The organism is Stenotrophomonas sp. YJH_SMC_27, from assembly GCF_059369815.1.
Map to the genome: position 1 here is coordinate 38,065 of NZ_JCAFTA010000006.1, position 23,857 is coordinate 61,921.

At 65.5% G+C, this 23,857-nt stretch carries 20 protein-coding genes; 12 read left to right on the top strand and 8 right to left on the bottom strand.

Annotated features, from left to right (window positions below):
- Positions 1-16 precede the first annotated feature (16 nt).
- Complete coding sequence (locus tag AC5P7R_RS10725) at positions 17-1,144, bottom strand: PilT/PilU family type 4a pilus ATPase (RefSeq protein ID WP_014035879.1); 1,128 nt, start codon at positions 1,142-1,144, stop codon at positions 17-19.
- A gap of 121 nt (positions 1,145-1,265) precedes the next feature.
- Between AC5P7R_RS10725 and AC5P7R_RS10730 the strand changes: the two genes are divergently transcribed.
- From AC5P7R_RS10730 to AC5P7R_RS10785, 12 genes are all read left to right on the top strand, one after another.
- Positions 1,266-1,631, top strand: a complete 366-nt coding sequence (locus tag AC5P7R_RS10730; protein WP_019660954.1) for a DUF4398 domain-containing protein — start codon at positions 1,266-1,268, stop codon at positions 1,629-1,631.
- Entirely contained in the window at positions 1,628-2,512 is an 885-nt protein-coding gene (locus AC5P7R_RS10735; RefSeq protein ID WP_019660955.1) for an OmpA family protein, read from the top strand. Before AC5P7R_RS10730 ends, AC5P7R_RS10735 begins: the two co-directional genes overlap by 4 nt.
- 323 nt (positions 2,513-2,835) lie before the next feature.
- Complete coding sequence (locus tag AC5P7R_RS10740) at positions 2,836-3,072, top strand: HP1242/YdcH family protein (RefSeq protein ID WP_005407964.1); 237 nt, start codon at positions 2,836-2,838, stop codon at positions 3,070-3,072.
- 301 nt (positions 3,073-3,373) lie between these two features.
- On the top strand, positions 3,374-4,744 hold the full coding sequence (locus tag AC5P7R_RS10745) for a pyridoxal-phosphate dependent enzyme (protein WP_021202680.1): 1,371 nt from the start codon (positions 3,374-3,376) through the stop codon (positions 4,742-4,744).
- A 123-nt stretch (positions 4,745-4,867) separates the two neighbouring features.
- The gene (locus tag AC5P7R_RS10750; RefSeq protein ID WP_111103836.1) at positions 4,868-6,049 is read left to right on the top strand and encodes a cystathionine gamma-synthase; all 1,182 of its coding nucleotides are present in this window, start codon (positions 4,868-4,870) and stop codon (positions 6,047-6,049) included.
- 3 nt (positions 6,050-6,052) lie between these two features.
- Positions 6,053-6,835, top strand: a complete 783-nt coding sequence (locus AC5P7R_RS10755) for an ABC transporter permease (RefSeq protein WP_227853668.1) — start codon at positions 6,053-6,055, stop codon at positions 6,833-6,835.
- The gene (locus tag AC5P7R_RS10760; RefSeq protein ID WP_227853667.1) at positions 6,832-8,064 is read left to right on the top strand and encodes an ABC transporter ATP-binding protein; all 1,233 of its coding nucleotides are present in this window, start codon (positions 6,832-6,834) and stop codon (positions 8,062-8,064) included. Before AC5P7R_RS10755 ends, AC5P7R_RS10760 begins: the two co-directional genes overlap by 4 nt.
- Positions 8,045-9,322: a methyltransferase domain-containing protein gene (locus AC5P7R_RS10765; RefSeq protein WP_206621854.1), complete on the top strand. Its 1,278-nt coding sequence runs from the start codon at positions 8,045-8,047 to the stop codon at positions 9,320-9,322. Before AC5P7R_RS10760 ends, AC5P7R_RS10765 begins: the two co-directional genes overlap by 20 nt.
- 52 nt (positions 9,323-9,374) lie before the next feature.
- Positions 9,375-11,207: a glycosyltransferase family 2 protein gene (locus AC5P7R_RS10770; protein ID WP_227852417.1), complete on the top strand. Its 1,833-nt coding sequence runs from the start codon at positions 9,375-9,377 to the stop codon at positions 11,205-11,207.
- On the top strand, positions 11,204-12,457 hold the full coding sequence (locus tag AC5P7R_RS10775; protein WP_111103828.1) for a rhamnosyltransferase WsaF family glycosyltransferase: 1,254 nt from the start codon (positions 11,204-11,206) through the stop codon (positions 12,455-12,457). The genes AC5P7R_RS10770 and AC5P7R_RS10775 overlap by 4 nt, the downstream gene beginning before the upstream one ends.
- Positions 12,458-12,461: 4 nt before the next feature.
- Positions 12,462-14,738, top strand: coding sequence for a hypothetical protein (locus AC5P7R_RS10780; protein WP_134731764.1), 2,277 nt, complete (start codon positions 12,462-12,464; stop codon positions 14,736-14,738).
- Positions 14,735-15,775: a glycosyltransferase family 2 protein gene (locus AC5P7R_RS10785; RefSeq protein ID WP_057496718.1), complete on the top strand. Its 1,041-nt coding sequence runs from the start codon at positions 14,735-14,737 to the stop codon at positions 15,773-15,775. Before AC5P7R_RS10780 ends, AC5P7R_RS10785 begins: the two co-directional genes overlap by 4 nt.
- On the opposite strand, the gene AC5P7R_RS10790 is transcribed toward AC5P7R_RS10785, so the two are convergent.
- Genes AC5P7R_RS10790 through AC5P7R_RS10820 form a run of 7 tightly spaced genes read right to left on the bottom strand, consistent with a single transcriptional unit; the run spans position 15,740 to position 23,856 of the window.
- On the bottom strand, positions 15,740-17,863 hold the full coding sequence (locus AC5P7R_RS10790; RefSeq protein ID WP_495213844.1) for a hypothetical protein: 2,124 nt from the start codon (positions 17,861-17,863) through the stop codon (positions 15,740-15,742). The two genes, AC5P7R_RS10785 and AC5P7R_RS10790, sit on opposite strands and share 36 nt — an antisense overlap.
- Positions 17,860-18,984 (bottom strand): dTDP-4-amino-4,6-dideoxygalactose transaminase, encoded by a 1,125-nt coding sequence (gene rffA, locus AC5P7R_RS10795; protein ID WP_111103814.1) that lies wholly within the window; start codon positions 18,982-18,984, stop codon positions 17,860-17,862. The genes AC5P7R_RS10790 and rffA overlap by 4 nt, the downstream gene beginning before the upstream one ends.
- A 34-nt stretch (positions 18,985-19,018) precedes the next feature.
- Positions 19,019-19,384: an EamA family transporter gene (locus AC5P7R_RS10800; RefSeq protein WP_057496716.1), complete on the bottom strand. Its 366-nt coding sequence runs from the start codon at positions 19,382-19,384 to the stop codon at positions 19,019-19,021.
- Between the two features lie 4 nt (positions 19,385-19,388).
- Positions 19,389-20,615, bottom strand: coding sequence for an acyl-CoA reductase (locus tag AC5P7R_RS10805; RefSeq protein ID WP_111103810.1), 1,227 nt, complete (start codon positions 20,613-20,615; stop codon positions 19,389-19,391).
- Positions 20,612-21,715: a LuxE/PaaK family acyltransferase gene (locus AC5P7R_RS10810; protein WP_495213845.1), complete on the bottom strand. Its 1,104-nt coding sequence runs from the start codon at positions 21,713-21,715 to the stop codon at positions 20,612-20,614. Before AC5P7R_RS10810 ends, AC5P7R_RS10805 begins: the two co-directional genes overlap by 4 nt.
- Positions 21,712-23,109, bottom strand: coding sequence for an AMP-binding protein (locus tag AC5P7R_RS10815; RefSeq protein WP_227853665.1), 1,398 nt, complete (start codon positions 23,107-23,109; stop codon positions 21,712-21,714). The genes AC5P7R_RS10810 and AC5P7R_RS10815 overlap by 4 nt, the downstream gene beginning before the upstream one ends.
- Positions 23,110-23,856, bottom strand: a complete 747-nt coding sequence (locus AC5P7R_RS10820; RefSeq protein WP_057496712.1) for an SDR family NAD(P)-dependent oxidoreductase — start codon at positions 23,854-23,856, stop codon at positions 23,110-23,112. It lies immediately after the preceding gene.
- Position 23,857 lies beyond the last annotated feature (1 nt).

Genomic DNA, 23,857 nt, shown 5'->3' on the forward strand with positions numbered 1-23,857 from the left:
GAAAGAGCTGCGCGGATCAGAAGCCGTGGGTGATGCTGGGCGCGCCCGCCGAGAAATCGGCGTACGGGTCATGCTCGCCGCTGCTGCCCTCGGACAGGCGGAACTTCAGGGCCAGGCCATCGCGCGAGTCGGCCGCGCGCAGCGCTTCTTCCTGCTCGATGATGCCGGCCTTGGCCAGCCGGAACAGGCACTGGTCGAAGCTCTCCATGCCTTCTTCCAGCGAGGCTTCCATCGCCGCCTTGATCTCGTGCACCTGGCCGCGGCGCAGCAGGTCGCGGATCATCGGCGTGTTGATCAGCACCTCGGTGGCCGGCAGGCGACGGCCTTCCTTGTTCTTCACCAGGCGCTGGCTGATCACCGCACGCAGGTTCAGCGCCAGGTTCATCAGCACGTTCTTGTGCGCGCTTTCCGGGAAGAAGTTGAGGATGCGCTCGATGGTCTGGTCGGCGTTGTTGGAGTGCAGGGTGGCCAGGCACAGGTGGCCGGTCTCGGCGAAGGCGATCGCCGCCTCCATCGTTTCCGCATCCAGGATCTCGCCGATCAGGATCACGTCCGGCGCTTCACGCATCGCGTTCTTCAGCGCGTTGTGGAAGGCATGGGTATCCAGGCCGACCTCGCGCTGGTTGACGATCGACATCTTGTGCTTGTGCAGGTACTCGATCGGGTCCTCGATGGTGAGGATGTGACCGGTGGTGGTGCTGTTGCGGTGGTCGATCATCGACGCCAGCGAGGTGGACTTGCCGGAGCCGGTGGACCCCACCACCAGCACCAGCCCGCGCGGGGTCATGATGACGTCCTTCAGCACCTGCGGAAGGTTCAGCTCCTCGATGCTCGGGATGCGGCTGCGGATGGCGCGGATGACCATGCCGACCTCGCCCCGCTGCTTGAACACGTTGACGCGGAAGCGCCCGGCGTCGGGCAGGGCGATGGCCATGTTGAGCTCGAGTTCGCGCTCGAACTGCGGCACCTGGCCCTCGTCCATCAGCGAGTAGGCAATCTTCTTCACCATGCCCGGCGGCAGGCCGGTGTTGCCCAGCGGATAGAGCTTCCCCTCGATCTTGATGTAGACCGGTGCCCCGGTGGTCAAAAACATGTCCGAAGCGTTCTTTTCGGTCATCAGCTTCAGGAAGTAGCCGATATCCATTGCGAATTTTCCCCAACGAAACGGCCGACGCCCGTTGCCAGCACGGTGTCGGCTTGACGACAATGGCCGTGAACCGACAACCGGTACGGCCTCCCCAATGAAACGACTTAGCTTCGCACGAATGCGCCATGGCCTGTATGTGATGGCGTTTGCATTCGCACTGTCTGCCCCCGCCTGGGCGCAGGACGCCGCCCTGGAACTGGCGCAGGCCCGGCAGGCGGTCGACAAGGCCACCCAGGCCGATGCCGACCAGTACGCCCCGGACCTGATCGGGCTGGCCCGGCAGGGGCTGGAGCAGGCCCAGCGCGCCGCAGGCGACCGCCGCGAGCGCAAGAATGCGCCGGCAATGGCCCTGCGCGCCGCCGCCGATGCCGACCTGGCCCGCGTCCGCAGCGAGGAAGCCACCGTCAGCGCGCAGCTGCAGCTGCGCCGCAACGAGGTCAACCAGCTGCAACGCCAGCTGTCGACCGGGGAGGACCGCCGGTGAAGCCGATGACCGCCGCAACCCTGGCCGCGCTGCTGGCGCTGCCGACCCTGGCCATGGCCGCCGACAACCCGATGGTGGCGCAGCTGAGCCAGCGCCTGATGGCCATCCAGGCCAACCCGGATACCGCTGAGCTGGGCGCGTTCGAGCGCATGCAGGCCCAGCAGGCCATCGCCACCCTGGACAAGGCCAAGCGCCGCGATCAGGAGCTGGCCACCTACCTGGCCGAGCGCCGGGTCGAGATCGCCGAGACCGCCGTGCGCACCGCACTGGCCGCGCGCGAGGTGGACCGCCTGGATCGGACCCGCAGCGACCTGCTGATCGAGGCCAGCCGCCGCGATGCGGCCCGTGCCCGCCAGGAAGCCGAGCAGCTGCGCATGCAGGCGCAGATGCAGGCCGAGGAGGCCGAACGGTTGCGCCAGGCCGCCGAAGCCGAGACCCTGGCCCGCCAGGACGCCGAGAACGCCCTGACCAGCGTGGCCGGCAAGCAGCAGCAGCGTCTGAGCGCCGCACAGCAGAACGCCGCCAAGCTGGCCCGCGAGGAAGCCGAACTGGTGTCCGGGCAGAAACTGCCGGGCTCGAAGTTCGATGGCCGTGGCGAAGTTTTCACCTTCGCTGGTGACGCATTCGCCGTCGGCGCGTCAAGCCTGTCCAGTGGGGCCCGCAATCAGGCCAAGGCCCTGGCCGAGTACCTGAACATCGGCAAGAAGGGCCGCCTGCGCATCGAGGCCTACGACAGTGCCAACGGCGTGGGCCAGAAGCGTGCCGAAGCGCTGCGCGACGCCCTGGTCGCGGGTGGTGTCGCCAGCAACCGCATCCAGGTCAGCGGCAAGAAGGCTGCGTCCACCCGGGCGCGCTCGGCCGAGGTCATCATTGCCCCGTAATGCATTGATATTGTTTGTTTTTCGTTGTGATGAGCATTCAGCCTGAACCCCGCCCGGCGGGGTTCGGTCTTTTTGACGCAGGGGTCTTGTACCCCGCCTTGAGCAGGCGTAGGGTCAATCGTCCGGGACGCAATGCCGCGGACCGGACGATGGGAGGGCCGGGCCGATGCAAGCAGGGCGCGAACCGCAGCAGATCGACGTGCGCAGGCCAGTGCCGCAGGTCGTTGCAGGCGTCCAGGTGGCCATCGACCGGCGCTCCTCCATGAACAACGCCCCGTGCCTTTCGGCCGGGGCGTTCGTGTATCTGTCGAAGGAGGTCCATCATGTTTGAAGATCAGCCCCAGAGCGAGATCGACGCACGTCGCGCGCGTGATCCGGAGTTCAGGGCACTCCATGACCAGCACCGCAAGTTGAACAAGAAGTGCATGGACGCGGAGTTGGGTGTACTCCCGATCGATGATGTCACCCTGGGTCGCATGAAGCGCGAGAAGCTGCTGGCCAAGCAACGTCTTCTGCGAATGTACGAAACACCGCTCCCAACGACGTCCCCCACGCTTTGACGCACATCGTCGCGCCCGGAACGGCGTGACCCGGCCATCGATGGCCCTGCCGGGGGCTCCTGCCCTGGCATCGCGGCCGCGCCGATGAGGCGGCCGCGCCAAGGCACCACAGGCGGTGGTGCCTTGGCCTTCAGGCACAACTCACCGATGCGGGCGGCACCGGTCTCCTCGTCGATCCGGGGCCGTCCGCATCCCTTTTTTGCGGGCTTCCGGCCCCGCGGCGCAACGACCTGACATTCATCGCCATCCGACGGATAATCATCGGTCCGGCCCTGCGCGGCGCGAATCGAAAGTCCTCCGAATGCCCATTCATTCTTCCGTCCTCGAACTCATCGGCCAGACCCCGATCGTCAAGGCCCAGCGCCTGGACACCGGCGTCTGCGAGCTCTACCTGAAGCTGGAGAGCGCCAACCCGGGCGGATCGATCAAGGATCGCATCGGCCTGTCGATGATCGAGGCGGCGGAGCAGCGTGGCGACCTGAAGCCGGGCGCGACCCTGGTTGAAGGTACCGCCGGCAACACCGGCCTGGGCCTGGCGCTGGTGGCACAGCAGAAGGGCTACAAGCTGATCCTCGTCGTTCCCGACAAGATGAGCCGCGAGAAGATCTTCAACCTGAAGGCGATGGGCGCCGAAGTCCGCCTGACCCGCTCGGACGTGGCCAAGGGCCATCCGGAGTACTACCAGGACTTGGCCAAGACCATCGCCGAGCAGACCCCGGGCGCCTACTTCATCAACCAGTTCGGCAACCCGGACAATCCGGCAGCGCACGAATTCGGTACCGGCCCGGAGATCCTGGAGCAGATGGGGGGGGACCTCGACGCCATCGTGTTCGGCTGCGGCAGCTCCGGCACCATGACCGGCCTGTCGCGCGCGTTTGCCAAGCTGTCGCCCAAGACCGAGCTGGTGCTGGCCGATCCGGTCGGCTCGATCCTGGCCGAATACATCAACGACGGCGTGCTCAACGACAAGTCGGGCAGCTGGCTGGTGGAGGGCATCGGCGAGGACTTCCTGCCGTCGATCTCCGATTTCAGCCGTGTCAAGAAAGCCTATGCAATCAGCGACGCCGAGAGCTTCCACACCGCGCGCGAGCTGCTGGGCAAGGAAGGCATCCTCGGCGGTTCGTCCACCGGCACCCTGCTGGCCGCAGCGCTGAAGTACTGCAAGGAGCAGACCACACCGAAGAAGGTGCTCGTACTGGTCTGCGATACCGGCAACAAGTACCTGTCGAAGATGTACAACGACTACTGGATGCTGGACAACGGCTTCCTGCAGCGCCCGCAGCACGGCGACCTGCGCGACCTGATCCTGCGTCCGTACGGCCAGCGCGACACTGTCGTTATTGGCCCGAACGACCTGCTGACCACCGCCTACCAGCGCATGAAGCTGTATGACGTGTCGCAGCTGCCGGTGATGGACGGTGACCAGCTGGTCGGCATCGTCGATGAAAGCGACGTCCTGCTGCATGTCTATGGCGACGAAGCGCGCTTCCGCGACACGGTTGCCACGGCGATGGTCAGCAAGCTGGACCGGCTGGACGTGAAGTCGCCGATCGAGGCCCTGCTGCCGGTGTTCGACCGCGGCCAGGTGGCGATCGTGATGGACGGCGATGCTTTCCTGGGCCTGATCACCCGTATCGACCTCCTGAACTACCTGCGCCGTCGCGTGCAGTAAGCCGCCGATCACGGCAGTTCACCGCTGAATTCCGGTTTATTCGCGTCAAAGCTCGTTAAGGCTGCGCTGATAGACTCCCGATCCTTTGACGGCGCCGCACGTCGGCGCCATTCAGGAAACGACATGTCCAACTCCTCTTCGCCCGACCGTGCGCTGGCCCTGGCCACGCTGGCCATCCACGGTGGCCAGTCGCCCGACCCCAGTACCGGTGCGGTGATGCCGCCGATCTACGCCACCTCGACCTATGCCCAGTCCAGCCCGGGCGAGCACCAGGGCTTCGAGTACTCGCGCACGCACAACCCGACCCGTTTCGCCTATGAGCGTTGCGTGGCGTCGCTGGAAGGCGGTACCCGTGGCTTTGCGTTCGCTTCGGGCATGGCGGCCAGCTCGACGGTGATCGAGCTGCTGGACGCCGGCAGCCACGTGGTGGCGATGGACGATATCTACGGCGGCAGCTTCCGCCTGTTCGAGCGCGTGCGTCGCCGCACCGCCGGGCTGGATTTCAGTTTCGTCGACCTGACCGATCTGGCGGCGTTCGAAGCCTCGATCACGCCGAAGACGAAGATGGTGTGGATCGAGACCCCGACCAACCCGATGCTGAAGATCGTGGACATCGCCGCGGTCGCTGCCATCGCCAAGCGCCATGGCCTGATCGTGGTGGTCGACAACACCTTCGCCTCGCCGATGCTGCAGCGCCCGCTGGAACTGGGCGCGGACCTGGTCCTGCATTCGGCCACCAAGTACCTCAACGGTCACTCGGACATGGTCGGCGGCATGGTGGTGGTTGGTGACAACGCCGAACTGGCCGAGCAGATGGCGTTCCTGCAGAACTCGGTGGGTGGCGTGCAGGGCCCGTTTGACAGCTTCCTGGCCCTGCGCGGCCTGAAGACCCTGCCGCTGCGCATGAAGGCACATTGCGCCAACGCGCTGGCCCTGGCCCAGTGGCTGGAAAAGCACCCGGCGGTGGAGAAGGTGATCTACCCCGGCCTGGCCTCGCACCCGCAGCATGAGCTGGCCGGCAAGCAGATGGCCGGCTACGGCGGCATCGTCTCGATCGTACTCAAGGGTGGGTTCGAGGCGGCCAAGCGCTTCTGCGAGAAGACCGAGCTGTTCACCCTGGCCGAGTCGCTGGGCGGTGTGGAAAGCCTGGTCAACCACCCGGCGGTGATGACGCATGCCTCGATCCCGGTCGCACGCCGGGAGCAGCTGGGCATCAGCGATGCGCTGGTGCGGCTGAGCGTGGGTGTTGAGGAGTTGGGGGATCTGCAGGTGGATCTGGAGCGGGCATTGGCAGGGAACCGCTGATTCATGCAGAAGCACGCCAATCTCCTGTTCCTGTTCCGCCAGCTGCTGGGGCGTGAGTTGGCAGCACGGTACCGCACCACCACGTTGGGTGTTCTGTGGCTGGTGCTGCAACCTTTGCTGATGCTATGCGTGTACACGCTGGTGTTCAGTGGCGTGTTCAAGGCGCGATGGGCGGGGGCCGAATCCACCGGCGACTTCGCCCTGATGCTGTTTGCAGGCCTGGTACCGTTTACGCTGCTGTCGGAAGTGCTGATCACCGCACCGGGTATCATCGCCGGGCAGCCCAACTTCGTGAAGAAGGTGGTATTCCCGTTGCCGGTCCTGTCGATGGTAAAGGTGGCCGCAGCGCTGACCACCGCCGGCATCGGCCTGACCATCCTGCTGGTCGCGCAGACCTGGCAGTCGGGGCTGCCGTCGGCATGGGCGCTGGCCTCGCCGCTGATCCTGCTGGAAATGACCCCCATGCTGCTTGCGATCGCCTGGTCGCTGTCGGCACTGGGGGTCTATCTGCGCGACATCGGCCAGTTCGTCGGCATCCTCAGCAGTGTATTGCTGTTTCTCAGCCCGATCTTCTTCCCGGCGCATGCAATGCCCGAGGCGGCGCGCGGCCTGGTGTACTTCAACCCGCTGGTCACCCCCATCGAACAGTTGCGTGCGGTGACGGTGCAGAACTCGGCGCCTGATCTGGCCACCCTGTTGCCGCACTTCCTGCTTTCCGTGGCGGCGGCGATGCTGGCCTACGCGCTCTTCCGTCGCCTCTCGCGCGGCTTCTCGGACGTCCTATGAACAACCCGCAGACCACCACGGTGCATGCCTCACCCGACGCGGCCATTGAAGTGGTGGGCGTGACCAAGGACTATCCGGTCTACGCCAACCCGCGCGACCGCCTGCTGTCGCTGCTCAAGCCTTCCGGCGACCGGGCCAGCCGCACCTTCCGCGCGTTGGACGGCATCAACCTGATCGTGCCGAAGGGCGAGACCGTCGGCATCATAGGCCGCAACGGCGCCGGCAAGTCGACCCTGCTGCAGATCCTGTGCGGCACGGTGCGCCCGACCTCCGGCTCGGTCAGCATCCGCGGGCGCTTTGCCGCGCTGCTCGAACTGGGGGCCGGTTTCAATCCGGATTTCTCCGGCCGCGACAACGTGTACCTGAGCGCCTCGTTGCTGGGCCTGAGCCGCAAGGAAGTGGACGACAAGCTGCAGTCGATCATCGACTTCGCCGATATCGGCGATTTCTTCGATCGGCCGGTCAAGACCTATTCCAGCGGCATGTACGTGCGCCTGGCGTTCTCGGTGGCCATCCACACCGAACCGGATGTGCTGATCATCGACGAAGCACTGTCGGTGGGTGACATCCGCTTCCAGATGAAATGCCTTGCGCGCATCGAACAGATCCGTGCACGCGGCGCCACCATCCTGTTCGTGTCGCATTCGCTCGAGCAGGTCAAGCGCTTCTGCCAGACCGCGCTGTGGCTGGAAGGTGGCAAGGTCAAGCTGCACGGTGAAGCCAGCTTCGTGGCCGACCGTTTCCGCGACTACGAACTGGGCAAGGACCTGGCCGTGGCGCAGGATGCCGAAGTGCGCCAGGCACCCGCCCCGGGCAGCATCCCCGCGCATCTTGAAACGGTTGCACTGAGCACCGACATGCTGGCCCCGTTCGAGCCGCTGACGGTGGACATCAGTTATACCGTCGGCGATGAGGTGGTCGATGGCCTGCTGCTCGGCGTAGCGATCAAGGGCATGGACGGCCTGCATATCTTTGGCCCCAACACCTATCTTGAGCGGGTGGTGATTCCCACCTCCCGCGGCTCGCACCGCGTCAGCTACTGCATCCCGTCGATGACCCTGCTGACCGGCAGCTACCGCGTTGATGTGGGACTGTTCACCGACAAGGGCCTGGTCTGCCTGGATTATCTGTCCGAAGCCAGTGTCTTCACCGTGGCTGCGCCCTACTTCAGTGAGGGCGTGGTCTATATCCCGCATGAGTGGAAGGTCCATGACCCCGACGCTGCTTGAAATTCCCTTTGACCATTACCAGCGCTACGCTGCGGCGACGCATCTGCTGCAGGCGCTCGATCTGCCCGCGCCGCGGGTGCTGGAAGTAGGGGCCAACCGTCAGCGTCTGCTCGGGCAGTTCCTGCCACAGGCAACGTTCCTGTACACCGACCTGCATGCCGAAGGGGACGAGAAGGACTTCGTGGTGGCTGACGCCACCGCGCTGCCGTTCCCCGAGCAGGGCTTCGACGCGGTGGTCTCGCTGGATGTGCTCGAGCATATTCCCGCGCCCCTGCGTGCCAAGGCCGCGGCCGAAATGGCGCGTGTCGCCAGCCGTGCGGTCATCGTCGGCTTCCCGCCGGATCAGCCGTGGGTGCGTGACGCTGAAGTCGATGCGAATGGGCGCTGGCATGAGCTGTTCGGCGAGGACTATGTCTGGCTGCAGGAGCACAAGGAATTCGGCCTGGTGGACACCGCCGAGATCGTGGCCGCGTTTGAAAGCGCCGGCATGACGGTGCTGCGTTTCGGGCAGGGCAATGCCGCATTGTGGTCCAGCCTGATGGGTGCGCATTTCATCAAGGTGAAGTTCCCCGAGCTGGAGCCGCTGGTCAGCGCCGCCGACCGTCTCTACAACAGCCGGGTGTTCGCCGGCGATCACAGCGACCAGCCCTATCGCGAGTACTGCGTGGCGGTGCGCCTGCCCAGCGACGCGGCGCGCCTGCAGGCCAACCCGCCGTTCCGTGCCGATCTCGATGCGGAGGCGACTGCGCTGCTGAGCGGTCTCGCCGGCGGCCTGCGTGAGCTGGCGGTGCGTACCGCCAACTCCGAGAAGGAATGGAAATCCACGGCGCGGCTGCTGGACGCCTACATCGCCGATCTTGCCGTGGCCAAGCGCGAGTGGGGCGCCACCGCCGCCTATGCGCAGCAGCTGCAGCAGGCCAAGGACGAGGCCGATGCCGGGTGGCTGCGAAGGCGCGACCAGTGGCAGCAGGCCGAGCTGGATTGGCAGCAGCGCGAGCAGGAGCTGAAGGCGCGTGTGGCCGATGAGCTGCAGCAGTTGCAGAGCGCCCAGGCACGCATGGCTGAACTGGTGGAGGCCGCGGAGGCCGCGGAGGCCGCCCGCTTGCAGGCACTGGATGTGGAGCGCGAGCTCGAGCAGCGCCTGCAGCAGCGCGCGGCGGACTACCAGCGCTCGCGCCGCAAGTGGCAAGCCGCAATGGTGGGGTTGACGCTGGGCGGCCTGGTCATTGGCGCGCTGGTGGGTTGGGGCGTGTCTTGAAGCGATGGGGCAAGCGGGAAGTGACCGTACTGAATCAACGAGGTAATGCCTGATGTCCAAGATGGGTAATCTGCTTCGCGGAATCTACTGGAGCATTCGTCGCGCACAGGGGCAGGGTGTCTCTTTCGGCACCATCCTCTCTGCGCTGGCCCGCGCCGCACGCAGGGGGCCGAAGCATCTGGCCCGGGCGATTCTGGCCTATGCCAATGGATCGCACACGGCAGCAGCGACCACGCCGCCGGACGTCTACGCCGAATGGCTGCGCCAGCAGGCGCCGGCCGCAATTCCGGCGGACGCTGGCCTGATCAGCATCGTGATGCCTGTCTGCAACACGCCGGAAGTGTTCCTGCGCGAGGCCGTGGCCAGCGTCGAAGCACAGACGTACCTGAACTGGGAACTGTGCATCCACGACGATGCGTCCGATCAACCGCATGTGGCACGCGTGCTTGAAGAACTGGCGCGGCGGTTGCCGAACCTGCGTGTTTCGCGCTCAAGTGAGCGGCAGGGCATTGCGGCCACCACCAACGCTGCGGTCGCACTGGCCAAGGGGCGCTGGATCACCTTCCTGGACCATGACGACCTGCTGGAGCCGGATGCACTGGCTGCGGTGGTTGCCTGTCATGTGGCCACCTCGGCAGGGGTCGTGTACACCGACCACGATGTGCTGGGCGAAGACGGCCGCCTCCGCCATCCGTACTTCAAGCCCGACTGGAATCTGGACCTGTTCCTGTCGCAGATGTACCTGGGTCACCTGGTCAGCTTCGATGCTGCGCTGGTGGCGCAGCTGGGGGGGCTGCGCAGCGACTGCGATGGCTCGCAGGACTACGATCTGGTGCTTCGCTGTGCCGCCGCCGGCGCCACCATCGCGCATGTGCCCAAGGTGCTCTACCACTGGCGCGCGCACGCCGGTTCCACCGCGGCCAATGCCGGCTCCAAGCCCTACGCGCACCACGCCGGTCGTCGCGCGCTGCAGCAGCATGTGCAGGCAACCCACCCCGGGGCGCAGGTGGACGACGGCGAGCAGCTGTTCTGCTACGACGTACGCTACCCATACGCGGACAAGGGCCCCTTGGCCAGCATCATCATTCCCACCCGCGATGGCCTGGACCTGCTGCGGACCTGTGTTGAATCGCTGTACGCCAAGACCGACTACCGTGCATTCGAGATCATCGTCGTCGACAACGGTTCAACCCAGGCCGAGACGCTGCAGTGGCTGGAGGCGATGTCCCGCCGCGAGAGCTTCCGGGTGATCCGTGCCGATGTGCCGTTCAACTGGTCGGCACTGAACAACCTGGCTGCGCGGCAAGCGCGTGGCGAGGTGCTGGTGTTCCTCAACAACGACACCGAGATCATCGATGGGCAGTGGCTGCAACGGCTTGCCGAGAACGCGCTGCGGCCGGACGTGGGCGTGTGCGGCCCGTTGCTGCTGTACGGCGATCGCACCATCCAGCACGCCGGCGTGGTGATCGGCATGGGCGGCTGGGCCGACCATGTATTCAAGGGTGAAGCGCCGGTGCACAACCAGAACCTGTTCGTTTCCCCGGTGCTGCAGCGCCAGGTGCTGGCCGTGACGGGCGCCTGCATGGTGGTGGCACGTGACACGTTCGAGTCGCTGGGCGGGTTCGATGAATCCTTCATTGTCTGCGGCAGCGATGTGGAGCTGTGCCTGCGTGCGCATGCACGCGGCCTTGCCACCGTTTACGTCGCACGTGCAGTGATGATCCATCACGAGTCCAAGACGCGTGATCCGCGTGCAATCCCCGAGAGCGACTTCGTGCGCTCGGCCGAAGCGTACTCGCCGTATCGCGAAGAGGGCGATCCGTTCTTCAGCCCGAACCTGGACTACATGGCTTCATCGCCCCGTCTGCGCGGGGCCGTGCAATGAGCCGCCTGGGTAACCTGTTGCGGCGCGTCGCCGCGCGCCTGGATGCAAGCGCTCCCGGTGCGCCCACGCCCAATACCCACGTTGCCGAGATCACTCCCTGTACCCCCCGGCACGACCCCTGGGAGGGCCGGCGGCTGAACCTGGTGCTGCCGTCGATCAACAAGCAACATTACTTCGGCGGCATCCATACCGCTGTGCTGATCTACCGCGAGCTGTGCCGGTTCTTCCCTGCATCGCGGATCATCCTGGTCGACAGTTCACCGGATGAAGAAGCGCTTTCGCGCTTCTCCGACCACGTACTGGTGCCTGCAGACCAGACCTCCACGGCGATGCGGCAGATCGTGCCGTTCAGCGATCGCTACCAGAAGACCCTGCCGGTGGCCGGCGAGGACATCTGGGTGGCCACCGCCTGGTGGACGGCGTATGCAGCGCAGCGCATGTCGCAATGGCAGGGCGACAACGGCGGTATTGATCGCCCGATGATCTACCTCATCCAGGACTTCGAGCCGGGGTTCTATGCCTGGTCGAGCCAGTACGCGCTGTCGCTGAGCACGTACCGCCCTGCGCGCGACATCGGCATCTTCAACACGGCCCTGCTTGCCGGATTCTTCGAGCAGCATGGCCTGCGCTACGAGAAGCACTCGGTGTTTGAACCGGTTCTGCATGACGGGCTGCGCCCGGCGCTGCAGCAGGTCCGTGATGCTGCTGTTCCCCGCCAGCGCCGCATCGTTGTCTACGCGCGCCCGGGCACGCCGCGCAATGCATTCGAGCTGATCTGCGAGGGCCTGCGCCTGTGGGGCTGGAAGGACCCGCGCGCGAGGCAGTGGGAGGTGGCGGCACCGGGTGAACTGCAGGCCGACCTGGATCTGGGCCCGTTCGCGTTGAAGGCGCTCGGCAAGCTGGATATCGATGCGTATGCCCGGCTGTTGTCGACGTCGGCGATCGGCCTGTCGTTGATGGTCTCACCGCACCCCAGTTATCCGCCGCTGGAAATGGCCGCGTTCGGCATGGAGGTGCTGACCAACCGCTACGACAACAAGCGGCTGGACCAGACCGTGGCCAACGTGCATTCGCTCGACAGCATGACCCCCGAGGCGATCTGTGCGGGGCTTGTGGCGCTGGTGGATGCATTTGAACAGCGCGGCATGATGCAGAGTGCCGTTGCCGGAAGCGATCATGCCCTGCTCGGCCAGGGCGAATTCGCCCGTATTGCCAGCGACGTGCACAGCCGCGTGCTGGCAGACGGCTGACTACATGGTCGCCAGTGCTGGAAACGGGCCAAGCCATGGCGTGCTGGGGCGCAACCGCGGCAGGTGGGTGGCCGCCGGCGTCCTGATCTTCATCCTGCTCTGCTCGCGCAGTGTTTCCCAGTTCCAGTTCGTCATTCTGCTGGCGGTCTCCCTGTTGTCCATGGGATGGTTCGGTCATCGGGTACTGGCATGGCTGGGGCTGGCAAGCACAGCGCAGGGACCTGGCCTCTTCCTGAAGGCTTGGCTGGGCCAGTTTGCACTGCTGCTGGTCTGGCTTGTCTCGGCTCCGCTGGCCTGGGCCTGGACGAGCTGGGCCGACCTGCCGCTGGCCCTGCCGTTTATGGTGATGGCGGCACTGTCGATCAGTCTGCTGCTGCATCGAACGCAGGCACGCGGGTTTGCGCGCAGCCTTGTGCCCTCATGCAGCGGTTCTTCGCTGCCGAGCCTGCTGGGCCTGTTCGCACTGGTCGCCACCGCCGCGCTGTACTCGCGGCGTGCCGGCGCGCTGGGGCTTGATACCCATCAGCATATTGCCTTCACAACGGCAATGTACGAAGCGGGCTATCCGCTGCTGACCGCCGGCGGCACCGCCTGGCTGGAGAAGTACCCGAAGCTGCTGCATGTGCTGGCCTCGCTGTGGGCCTGGCCCGGCATGGGCCATCACCTGGGGCCGTTCCTGAAGGTGCAACCGGCCCTGCAGGCGACGCTGGCCGTGGTGGGGCTCACCGAGCTGGTATGGGGGCGCCTGCGCTCACGGGGGCTGTCGCCGGCGCTGTTGATGGCCGGCGGCGCACTGCTGCTTGCGGGCCTGGGTGCGCTCATGCTGCGCGGAACCACGTACTTCTATCCCGTGGCAGACCTCAACAGCACCGGGCGCCTGAGTGCGCTGGCAGTGCTGCTGCTGCCCGCCCTGGCGGCCACCCTGCACGGCATGGCGCGGAACCGGCGCAGCGCCGCGTTCTGCTGGGCCGCGCTGCCCTTTGCCGGGGCAATGGCGGTCAAGCTCAATCCTTCACTGGCAGTGGCCTACGCCGGTTTCTCCGTGCCGCTGTTCCTCTGCGTGGCGGTGTTCCCGTGGTTGCACACGCGTGGACTGTCCCTTCGCCTGCTGATGCCGCTGCTGGGGCTGTTCACCGGAACGGCGGCCGGCGTTGTGTTGCTGCTGGCCGATCCTTACTACCTCCAGCTTGTGGCAGAAGCCGTGCCAGAGGTGCGGGCGGGGCTGCAGCAGTTCCTGGGGCTGCGCCTGTACACGCCACCCTCCGTTGCTCTGGTCGAGGGTTCACTGCCGGAGGCGCTTCGTGCGGCGGTGATGTGGGAGCTCTGGCACGGGCCTCAGCCGGCGCCCTGGACGCAGTGGATGCCCGATTCCAGCCAGTTCCTGTGGCGCGCCATCCATCCGCTGGGACATGCTCTGGCGCTTGCCAGCATTGTGGCAGGCCTGGCAGCGCTGCTCTGGCGCCGCTGGGCCGCGGAAAGCCGGCGTCTGCTGGTGTCGATTCTGGGGTGGCAGATTGGATTGCTGCTCTCGGTGCTGTGTGCGCAGCGGCTTGCCAACATCGTCCTGCTCGCCCTCGGCCACAGTTCGCTGGAAGCGAGCCTGCTGAGCACCTACTCGCAGCGTTACATCGACCTGCTGGGCATGTATGCGCTGCTCATCCAGTCGATGCTGGCACTGGCGTCGCTGCTGCTGCTGCTGGACGCGGTGGGTGCAGGCCGCCACCTCCGCGCCCTGCCCAAGGCCAGCCTGCGCCGCGCCACCGCCATCGTGGTCGCCCTTGGGGCCCTGGCCTTTGCAGTGGTGCCACCGCCTGCACCGCGGGCCAGGACCATGGGATGGCCCTATCCAGTGGACGAAAAGCAGGTGCGGGCGTTCCAGCAGGCCGAGGCGCGTTTGCCGGCGGATGCGGTGGTGCTGGTACCGGCCTATTCGGTCATGCTCAATGGGCGCGAGGACTGGGTGCTGCCCTCTGCCAGCGTCGCGCCCTATCTTCCGTTCGGACAGCGTGACTATCTGTTCAATGTACGGCTGGGGGCCGGCTATCCATTCACGGCACGCGATCTTCGACAGCTGCTCTGCAGCAACAAGCCCGCCGCAGCGCGCCAGCAGCTGCGAAGGCTGGGGGTGACCCATGTGTTGATTGATCGTTCCGACCGTGCAACCGATCGTGACATGCTGGAAACACGCCTGTGCATGACCGAGCTGGGCAGGCTGGGCCTGAGCGTGCAGGATGCGATTGCCGCACCGGGCGGCCTCTTCTTCTATCCTCTGCAACCATGACCGCTGCTCTCTCGCCCGACGCTCCCCAGGCTGCTCCCTGCGTACCGCGCATCGCGGTGATCATCCCGTGCTACAAGGTCACCCGCCATATACGCGGTGTGCTGGCAGCGATCGGCCCCGAGGTGACGGCCGTCTACTGCGTGGACGATGCGTGCCCCGAGGCGTCGGGTGATTTCATCGAATCTGATACGGATGACGCCCGGGTGCGGGTGTTGCGCCATGCCCGGAACAAGGGCGTGGGCGGTGCGGTCGTGACCGGCTATCGGGCTGCCATTGCCGACGGCATGGAGATCCTGGTCAAAGTGGACGGCGACGGGCAGATGGATCCGCGACTGCTGCCGTTGTTCGTGACTCCGATCGCGCGCGGGCAGGCCGACTATGCCAAGGGCAACCGTTTCTGGGATCTGGGCCAGATCAGCCGCATGCCCTGGCTCCGTCGCCTGGGTAATCTGGGGCTTTCCTTCCTGGCCAAAGCATCCACCGGCTACTGGGATCTGTTCGATCCCACCAATGGATACACCGCCATCCACGCCGCGGTCGCCGCACGCTTGCCGCTGGCAAAACTCAGCGAGCGGTACTTCTTCGAAACCGACCTGCTGTTCCGGCTCAACGCCGTGCGTGCCGTGGTGGTGGACGTGCCGATGGACGCGCACTACGGCGAAGAGGTCAGCAACCTCAGCGTAGGCAAGGTGCTGGGCGAGTTCGCCCTGAAGCACGCGCGCAACTTCGCCAAGCGCATCAGCTACAACTATTTCCTGCGCGACCTGTCAGTGGCATCGCTGCAGCTGGTGGCCGGTGTCGTGCTGTTGCTCGGAGGCGGTGCCTACGGCGCTGTTCGCTGGTTCGAACTGTCCGTGGCGGGGTTGGCAGCACCGGTGGGTACGGTGGTGCTGCCTGCCATGGCCATTCTCAGTGGGCTCCAGCTGATCCTGGCCTTCCTCAACTACGACATTGCGCTTCGCCCGCGTGATGTCCTGCACACCCGGCTGCCGCCGCTGGTGTCAGACCAGGTGCGGCAGCGCGATATGGGTGAATGAAGCGGCTGACAGTACGAACAGCAGCAGCGCCACGGCGGTGAACAGGACGCGTCCCCACTGCGACTCGCCGGTGCGCATGAACAGCGGCACCATCATCACCACCAGGCCCATCACATAGCGCCCCTGCGGCTGGAAATCATAGGTCCAGCTGTGCAGGAACGAGGCCAGCACCAGTGCCAGCCCGCAGCCGACACTGGTGATGGCCAGGGCAGGGGAGAGCGTGCGGGTGCCCAGTCCCCAGGCAAGCGCGAGCAACAGGACCCCGAGCACGCACCAGCCGACGAACCGATAGGCGCTCTCGGTGTCGAAGTACTCCATATAGCCATAGACGCCAAAGAAGCTGCGGAACGTTCCCACGTGCCACTCCTTCGGTGCGTCGAGCAGTTGCCCGATCTGCACGCCCTTCTCCTGGAGCTTGAACCCGGAGACCTCTGCGGACAGCGTGCGGCTCACCGAGGGCTTGAATGCGGGCTCGGCGAACCGCTCACGCTGCTGCTCGATCAGTGCGGTCTTGCCCGGGCCGCCGCGGTGCTTGTAGGCATCGGCCGCGATCCACGGCAGGGCCACCGCTGCAGACAGTGCGAGGGTCAGACAAATGCGACCGATCGCTGCGCGGCTGTGGGATTCGCGCAGCAGGACCCAGGCTGCATAGAAGCAGTAGAGCAGCGACAGGCCGGCCATGATGCCCACCACGGTGAGCAGGGAGGAGCCCGCCGCAGCGGCCAGCCCCGTGCCGGCGCCGTTGGCGGCAACGCCGGCCAGCAGCAGCACGACCAGGGACGACGCCAGCAGGGCGCGCAGTCGCAGCGCGACGACCGACATCGACAACGCGATGAACGCTGCGACCGGCCAGTAGTTCTTCTTCGAAAGAAGCAACAGGCCCAGGCAGGTGCAGAACACCAGCAGATGCCCCAGTGTGGCGGCGTCGAAGGGCCCGCGGCGCTGCAGGAAGCGCTGCAGTGGGCCCTCGGGCATCAGTGCGATCGTGGCGGCCAGCATGCCCAGCGCGAAGGGCATTGCATCGCCATTGAAATAGGAGAACACGTACCAGAGCTGTGGCGTGATCAGCAGCGGGATGTAGCTGCCCCGCGGCGCGCGGATCACCACCAGGCCAACGAGCATCAGCGCAAACAATGCCAGATTGAACGCGCGATAGGACAGCATCACGTCCAGGCCCAGCTCGCCAAAGATCCGTGAGGTCTTTGCGGCGAACAGGTAGACAACGTTCCATTCGGAAAGATAGGTCACGCCATACGGACTGCTGGTGAAGCTGGTCGCCAGGTCCGCTGCATCCATGCGCGGCGGCGCCCAATGGTGCTGGAAATACCCCGCATCCGCGTCGTGCAGCAGCTCATCGGGGTGCACCGAACGCCCCGAGGTCGGGGAGAACATCGACAGCGCGGTGCACAGCCCGAGCACGATCAGTGCCAATGCCAGGAGCGGCATGGGCCGGCGCAGGAACTGGAGGCTGATGGCTACCAGCAGGCTCAACCAGAATGCCCACCACAGCAGGTTCCACGTAGCCGGTGCTACGCCGGAGTTGCTTTTCATCGGCACCGCGAGCGGGATCGCCAGCTGTGGATCGGTGGCATCGGCGGCGATCACGAACCGTGCGTGTTCCAGGCCGGGGCTGGTGTCGCGTGCCATCTGCACACCTTCCAGCTGCAGCGGGTCTGCGAGCGTCTGTCGCTCGCGCCCGCCGAAGCCAACCGCGCCGATATGCGTGAACACGATGGGCGCTGCGCCGGGATCAGGATCTATCCGGACGCCATGCAGCGTGCCGCGTGGCAGCTCGTAGCGCAGTTCGGTCTGGCCGGCCTGATAGCGCTTGATCATGGACAGGGACTCGGAGAGGCCCTGTCCCATGTCGAAATAGACCTGCAGCCGCCCAGGCTGTGCGCTCTCCAGGTCAATGACCAGCACCTGGCGGTTGTACGGCACGATCAGCAGGATCAGCAGCAACAGACCCGCGACCAGCATCATCAGCCCTTGCAGGCGGCGGAGCATGGTCAGGCTGGAGTACCAGCCGGGCAACCCCTTGAGCAGTTCCCGGGCGTCCTGCGCTGCTGAAGTGACCGGTTGATTCATGCGAGCACGTCGTCCGCAGCTGCGAAGATCGCCTCAAGGTGCTCTTCCACGCCCACCCACAGTGGCATGCGCACCAGCCGCTCGCTGAGCGCGTCGGTATTGTGCAGCTCGCCATGGGTACGGCCGGCCTGAAGGCCGGCGGGTGCCGAATGCAGCGGAATGTAATGGAAAACGGTCTGCACCCCGCGGTTCCTCATTTCCGAGATGAAGCGGGTGCGCGCGTCGAGGTCGGGCAGGAGCATGTAGAACATGTGCGCGTTGTGCTGGCAGTCGGCCGGTACGATCGGCCGGCGCAGCCGGCCAGCCGCTTCATGCGGCGCCGCCCATTGCTGGTAACGGTCCCAGATGGCCAGGCGGCGCGCGGTGATCTGGTCTGCTTCTTCGATCTGCGCGCAGAGGAATGCGGCGGTGATTTCGCCGGGCAGGAAGGAGGAACCGACGTCCACCCAGGTGTACTTGTCGACCTGGCCGCGGAAGAAGCGGCTGCGGTTGGTTCCCTTCTCGCGCAGGATTTCCGCGCGTTCGCCGAATTGGGCGTCGCGGCAGAGCAGGGCGCCGCCCTCACCTGAAATGATGTTCTTGGTTTCGTGGAAGCTGAGGGCCCCCAATTCGCCAATCGTGCCCAGTGGTCGCCCCTTGTAGGTGGACATGATGGCCTGTGCTGCATCCTCGACGATGGCCAGGCCGTGGCGGGCGGCGATGTCCAGCAAGCTGTCCATTTCGCAGGCGACACCGGCATAGTGCACTACGCAGATGGCGCGGGTGCGCGGCGTGATCGCAGCCTCCACCAGGCGCTCGTCCAGGTTCAGCGTGTCCTCGCGGATGTCCACGAAGACCGGCACCGCCCCTCGCAGTACGAATGCGTTGGCGGTGGACACGAAGGTATAGGACGGCATGATCACTTCGTCACCGGGCTGCAGGTCGAGCAGCAGCGCCGCCATCTCCAGCGCGGCCGTGCAGCTGTGGGTCAGCAGCGCCCGCTGCGCCCCGGTGCGCTGTTCAAGCCAGGCGTGGCTGCGCTTGGTGAACTGACCGTCGCCGGACAGGTGGCCGTTGGCGTGCGCCTGCGCAATGTGCCAGAGCTCACGACCAGTCATGAAGGGCTTGTTGAAGGGAATCAAGAGTGTGCCTCGCAGGGTGGGCGTTGGAATGGTGTCAGGCGACCGATCGTGACAGCACGACCACACCCAGCATGATGATCAGCGTTCCGGCGATCTTGTATCCATCCAGCTGCTCACGGAAGATCACGCTGGCAAACAGCGCAACCAGGAAGAAATTGATCGCCATGTACGGGTAGGCCCGGCTGATCGGCATCTTGCTGATGGCCGCCATCCAGCACAGCGATGCACCGAAGGCTGCCGCAAAGGCGGAAATGACCCATGGCTTGAGCAGCAGTTGCAGCACGTTCAAAGGCTGCAGCGGCGCGGAAAGCAGGTGGCCGTGGACGCCTACCTGCCACTTCAGGATCAGCTGGCCGTAGACCGTCAGCATGATCGTCAACGCGATGAAGAGGTAGCTCATCGTCTCAGTTCCCTGGCAGGGTGATCTTGCGGGTCAGCACGTCCAGCAGGTCGGTGCCGTCCCAGACCGGGTGGAAGTCAAGTGCGCGGCCGAAAGGCACGATGCGGTCGATGGCACGATTACCGAGCCGGTCAAGCAGCTTGATCAGCGATTCCCGCGGGAAACCCTGCACGACGAGCGTCTGGTCGCGATCATCCAGCTGTGGCGCCAGTGCTTCCAGCGTGTCCAACTGAACGTCCACCACCAGCCCGTGGCCACTCTGCAGCTCGCGCAGGTTTCCATCGGCGCGGGCAGCATCGAGCGTAAGGGGATAGGTGCCCAGTGACGTGCCCGAATGCAGGCCATCGGAGGAGAGTGCGGCCATCAGGTGGGCATCGGTCACCCGGGCCATCATCGCGGCGGGCTCATCTGCGACGGCGCCGGATTGCGAGCGTACCGCAGGCCAGAACCGTGCACGCGCGGCCTCCACTGTTTCCTGCGCGCCAACCCAGTACAGGGTGCGGGGTGAAGAGCACGCCTGCTGGCCGAACCAGAGAACATCGTTGACGAACCGGTGGGCAAGCTGCTGCAGGTCTGCGTCGCTGCTCTGCAGTACATGCGCGGCATCGATGGCTGCCACACCGAATCGATCCGGGAAGGCGAGTTCAACAGCCAGCGGCGCCAGCGGCAAGGAACGGATCTTGGCGACCGTTGCGTCGCCGCCCCAGATGATCCGCGCATGGCAGCTGCGGGAGATCAACGTAGTCACCGCGTCATCATGCGGATAGGTCAGCAGTACGCTTCGCTGCAGGACGTCGGCATGCAGCCCTTCCTCGCGCATGGCGTGCAGGATCGAGACCAGTGCCTCGCGTTGGGGACTGTGCTTCTGCGACAGGCGGGCTACGTTGCGATTGCCGGCCAGCACGGACATCAGCCAGGCATAGGCGAACAGCACATCGACGTTGGCCGGCGCAAGATGGAACACCAGGCCACGTGCCAGCAGGTGTTCGGTGGACGGCGCCAGCAGGCGCCGCGACAGCTGCTCCTGCGCCGCCGGACGGAACCAGTGTGCCAGCGTCGCCAGTTCGGGATGCTCGCGCAGCACCGGCAGCGCGAACACACGTCGTGCGAAATCGGCAACGAACGCGCGCGCCTCCGCACTGAAAGGTGGCAGCGGCGGCAGCGTGGCCAGGCGCGCCAGCTGATCCGGCAGCGCTGCGTCTGCGTCAATGGAAAACAGGATCTGTGTCATGCGCGGGGTACCGTTCGTGTGTCGCTGCAGCCGCGGACTTCAACGTTCTTGATGCGGCCCAGTACGCTGAAATGCTTCCCGAGTCGACCGCAAGGGCAATCGTCCTCGCCGTGGATCACGCCCAGGTCCTCGGTGAGCAGGCTGTGCCCCGGGTAGCTGCCAGGCAGCAGGCTCAGCACCTGCACGGCACCTGCGGTTCCATTGGCTGTTGGGCTGAGATCCTGCAGGTCACGAATGATCACATCGGCATAAGCCGGTGCATGAAGATGACCGTGCTCGCACTCGAAGAAAATCGATGCGACCTGCTCGACCATGCCGTAATAATTGTGGACGCGATCAATACCGAAGGTGCTGGAGAGCGAGGCCTTGTAAGCGGCATTGTCGACCTTCTGTTCGTCCATCTTCTTCCAGCCGCCGCCATGAACCAGCATGCTGCCTTCGGGAAAGCGCAGCGTTACGCCGTCGCGTGCGGCAGCCTGGACAAAGGACTGCCAGACGATGAAGGTGAAGCCGAACAGCAGTACCGGTTCGTCCGGGGCCTTGGCCAGCCAGTGCGCCAGTGCTGCCCAATCGGGCTGCAGCTGTTCGTCGAGCAGGTACAGATGGTCGCGGCCGAAGTTGGAGAAGCCCAGGATGCCGGCTGCGCGCGCGTTGAAGCGGCTGCGATCGCGCAGGAACGAGTCGTCGTCGACCACCAGCATGCGCATCCGGCGGTTGCCGGCAAAGTGGGAGAAGATCCGCGTCAAGGCGCGGGTCTGCGCGCGTGCGGTTTCCGCATCGAGGAAGATCCTCGAGACGGCAGCGCCCGTGGTGCCGCTGGAAACCAGCGTGCGCAGTACCTGGTCGTCGGCGACGCTCTTCAGGTCGATCTGCTTGAACAGCCGGACCGGCAGCCAGGGCAGCGATTCCAGCGAGTCCGCCTGGCCGCCGCGCCACAATGCATCGAGCATGGCGCGGTAGGGCGGGCAGGACAGGTGGTGATGCCGGGTGAGCGACTGCAGGCCGTCCAGCAGCCATTCGCGCTTGGCCTGGCGGCCCAGCCCATAGACCTCCGCTTCCAGCGCAGCCGCTGCCAGCGAACTGTCCGTGCCTGCGTTCATTGACGTGCTCCTTGCGCGGCGAGCTGCCGCAGCGACAGATAGTCGATCTTGCCGCTGGACAGCAGCGGCAGCGAATCCAGATGGATGCAGCGGACCAGGCCGCCGAACAGCTTGTAGCGCGCCTGCACCAATTGGCGGACGTTGTCCTGCGCGGCGGGGGCATCGCCATGGCTGAATACGACCAGATCGTCGTCATTGCCCGAGCAGGCGATCTGACGGCCGAGCGCGGTCGACAGCATCGCTTCCACTTCGTCGAGATTGACGCGGTTGCCGGAGATCTTCAGGAACCGTTTGGCGCGCCCGGTGATGTAATGGAACCCTTCGTCATCCACACGGGCCAGATCGCCCGTGCGAAGCAGGCCGTGCAGTTCGTCGGGGCGCGCAAGTTCTTCGCGCGAGGTGGCATAGCCCATCATGACATTGGGCCCCTCGTAGACCAGTTCACTGCTTTCCGCATCGACATGCATACGACCACCCGGCACCGCAATGCCGATGCTGCCGATCTTGTCCAGCAGCCGCTCGGAGGGAACATAGCTGATGCGGGGCGAGGCTTCGGTCTGGCCGTACATGACGAAGAACTGCAGGCCGTGGTCCTTGGCAGACTCGGCAAAATGCTGGACCAGTTCGTCGCGCAGGCGGCCACCGGCCTGGGTCAGCATGCGCAGGCTGGGCAGCTGCAGGCGCGCAAGGCCCATGCGGCGCAGTATTTCGTAGGTGGCCGGAACCCCGGACAGGGAAGTGACCGCATTGCCGCGTGCGGCTTCCCAGAACTCGCGGGTCATCAGGCTGTCTTCGCTCAGCACCACGCAGCCACCACAGCCCAGATGGCTGTTGAGGATGGACATGCCAAACGAATAGGCCAATGGCAATGTGGTGATGGCGCGGTCTTCGGGACCCAGGCCGAGATAGGCAATGATCGATGCCGTGTTCGCGGCCAGGCCCTGCGCGGACAACCGCACCAGCTTGGATGAACCCGTACTGCCCGAGGTGCTCAGCAACAGCGCCAGGTCGCCATGCGGCGATGGCAGCGTGAGCTGGGTTTCGCGCAGGTGGATGCCCAGAGTGCCTGCGACATGCACCGTCCGGTAACCCGCCGGCGCCGTGCCCGGCATGGCAAGCCAGTCCGGCGCGTACTGGGTCAGCAGCGCGTCCAGCAGCTCCAGGTCGACATCGGGCTGGATCAGCAGGGGTACCTGGCGGGTACTGCGCAGGGCGCCCAGATAGAGCGCGACCGCGTCGATCGTGCTGGGCATCGCCAGCACGCCCATGCCCCGCCCGGCGGGCAGGTGCATGGCCAGGGTATCGGCCAGCACGCCCAGTTCGTCATAGCTGAGCGTCCGTGTTCCCTCGATGAGCGCAGTGCGGTTGCCGTGCGCCAACTGCCAGAACTGCATTCAGACCACCATCTGTCCGTCGATGCCGATGATCTGGCCGGTGATATAGGCGGAGCTGTCGCCGAGCAGGAAGGCGACCAGCTCGGCCACTTCGCGCGGCGTTCCTGCGCGGCCCATGCCGATCGATTCCACCCGCTTGGCGTGGGCGGCCTGCGGCATGGCGCGGGTCATGTCGGTATCGATGAAACCCGGCGAAATCGCATTCACGCGAATGCCCTTGGCAGCCAGTTCCTTCGACGCGGATCGGGTTGCACCGACCAGTGCCGCCTTGCTTGCCGAATACAGGCTCAATCCTGCAGCGCCATTGACGCCCATGATCGAGACGAGGTTGACGATGCTGCCCTTCCGGGTTCGTGCCATCATCCGGCTTGCATGCTGCATCATCATCAACGGCGCTTTGACATTCACCGCCAGCACGCGGTCGATGTCTTCGGCACGGATCATGCCCAGAAGACCTTCGTGCAGGACCCCTGCGTTGTTCACCAGCCCATCCAGGCGGCCGAACTGGTTGAATATCTGCTTGAACACGGCGGCCACCGCATCGACGTCAGCCAGATCGATGACCGCGACCATCGGTTCCGGTGCCCCCTGTGCAGTGACCTCGGCGGCGAGCGCGCGCAGCGCGTCGTCATCGCGCGCGACGATCACCAGCTGGACGTGCTGTGCTGCCAGCAGTTCGCAGATGGCCCGGCCGATGCCTCGTGAGGCCCCGGTAACCAGGACAACGGGAGCGTGGGTGCCCGTCATT

What these genes read in the sequence shown, in the direction of transcription:
- AC5P7R_RS10725 (WP_014035879.1), bottom strand. Translation starts at nt 1,144, where the DNA reads ATGGATATCGGCTACTTCCTGAAGCTGATGACCGAAAAGAACGCTTCG.
- AC5P7R_RS10765 (WP_206621854.1), top strand. Translation starts at nt 8,045, where the DNA reads ATGACCCCGACGCTGCTTGAAATTCCCTTTGACCATTACCAGCGCTAC.
- AC5P7R_RS10775 (WP_111103828.1), top strand. Translation starts at nt 11,204, where the DNA reads ATGAGCCGCCTGGGTAACCTGTTGCGGCGCGTCGCCGCGCGCCTGGAT.
- AC5P7R_RS10745 (WP_021202680.1), top strand. Translation starts at nt 3,374, where the DNA reads ATGCCCATTCATTCTTCCGTCCTCGAACTCATCGGCCAGACCCCGATC.
- AC5P7R_RS10755 (WP_227853668.1), top strand. Translation starts at nt 6,053, where the DNA reads ATGCAGAAGCACGCCAATCTCCTGTTCCTGTTCCGCCAGCTGCTGGGG.
- AC5P7R_RS10760 (WP_227853667.1), top strand. Translation starts at nt 6,832, where the DNA reads ATGAACAACCCGCAGACCACCACGGTGCATGCCTCACCCGACGCGGCC.
- AC5P7R_RS10820 (WP_057496712.1), bottom strand. Translation starts at nt 23,856, where the DNA reads ATGACGGGCACCCACGCTCCCGTTGTCCTGGTTACCGGGGCCTCACGA.
- AC5P7R_RS10810 (WP_495213845.1), bottom strand. Translation starts at nt 21,715, where the DNA reads ATGAACGCAGGCACGGACAGTTCGCTGGCAGCGGCTGCGCTGGAAGCG.
- AC5P7R_RS10780 (WP_134731764.1), top strand. Translation starts at nt 12,462, where the DNA reads ATGGTCGCCAGTGCTGGAAACGGGCCAAGCCATGGCGTGCTGGGGCGC.
- AC5P7R_RS10805 (WP_111103810.1), bottom strand. Translation starts at nt 20,615, where the DNA reads ATGACACAGATCCTGTTTTCCATTGACGCAGACGCAGCGCTGCCGGAT.
- AC5P7R_RS10750 (WP_111103836.1), top strand. Translation starts at nt 4,868, where the DNA reads ATGTCCAACTCCTCTTCGCCCGACCGTGCGCTGGCCCTGGCCACGCTG.
- AC5P7R_RS10815 (WP_227853665.1), bottom strand. Translation starts at nt 23,109, where the DNA reads ATGCAGTTCTGGCAGTTGGCGCACGGCAACCGCACTGCGCTCATCGAG.
- AC5P7R_RS10785 (WP_057496718.1), top strand. Translation starts at nt 14,735, where the DNA reads ATGACCGCTGCTCTCTCGCCCGACGCTCCCCAGGCTGCTCCCTGCGTA.
- AC5P7R_RS10730 (WP_019660954.1), top strand. Translation starts at nt 1,266, where the DNA reads ATGCGCCATGGCCTGTATGTGATGGCGTTTGCATTCGCACTGTCTGCC.
- AC5P7R_RS10770 (WP_227852417.1), top strand. Translation starts at nt 9,375, where the DNA reads ATGTCCAAGATGGGTAATCTGCTTCGCGGAATCTACTGGAGCATTCGT.
- AC5P7R_RS10740 (WP_005407964.1), top strand. Translation starts at nt 2,836, where the DNA reads ATGTTTGAAGATCAGCCCCAGAGCGAGATCGACGCACGTCGCGCGCGT.
- AC5P7R_RS10790 (WP_495213844.1), bottom strand. Translation starts at nt 17,863, where the DNA reads ATGAATCAACCGGTCACTTCAGCAGCGCAGGACGCCCGGGAACTGCTC.
- AC5P7R_RS10800 (WP_057496716.1), bottom strand. Translation starts at nt 19,384, where the DNA reads ATGAGCTACCTCTTCATCGCGTTGACGATCATGCTGACGGTCTACGGC.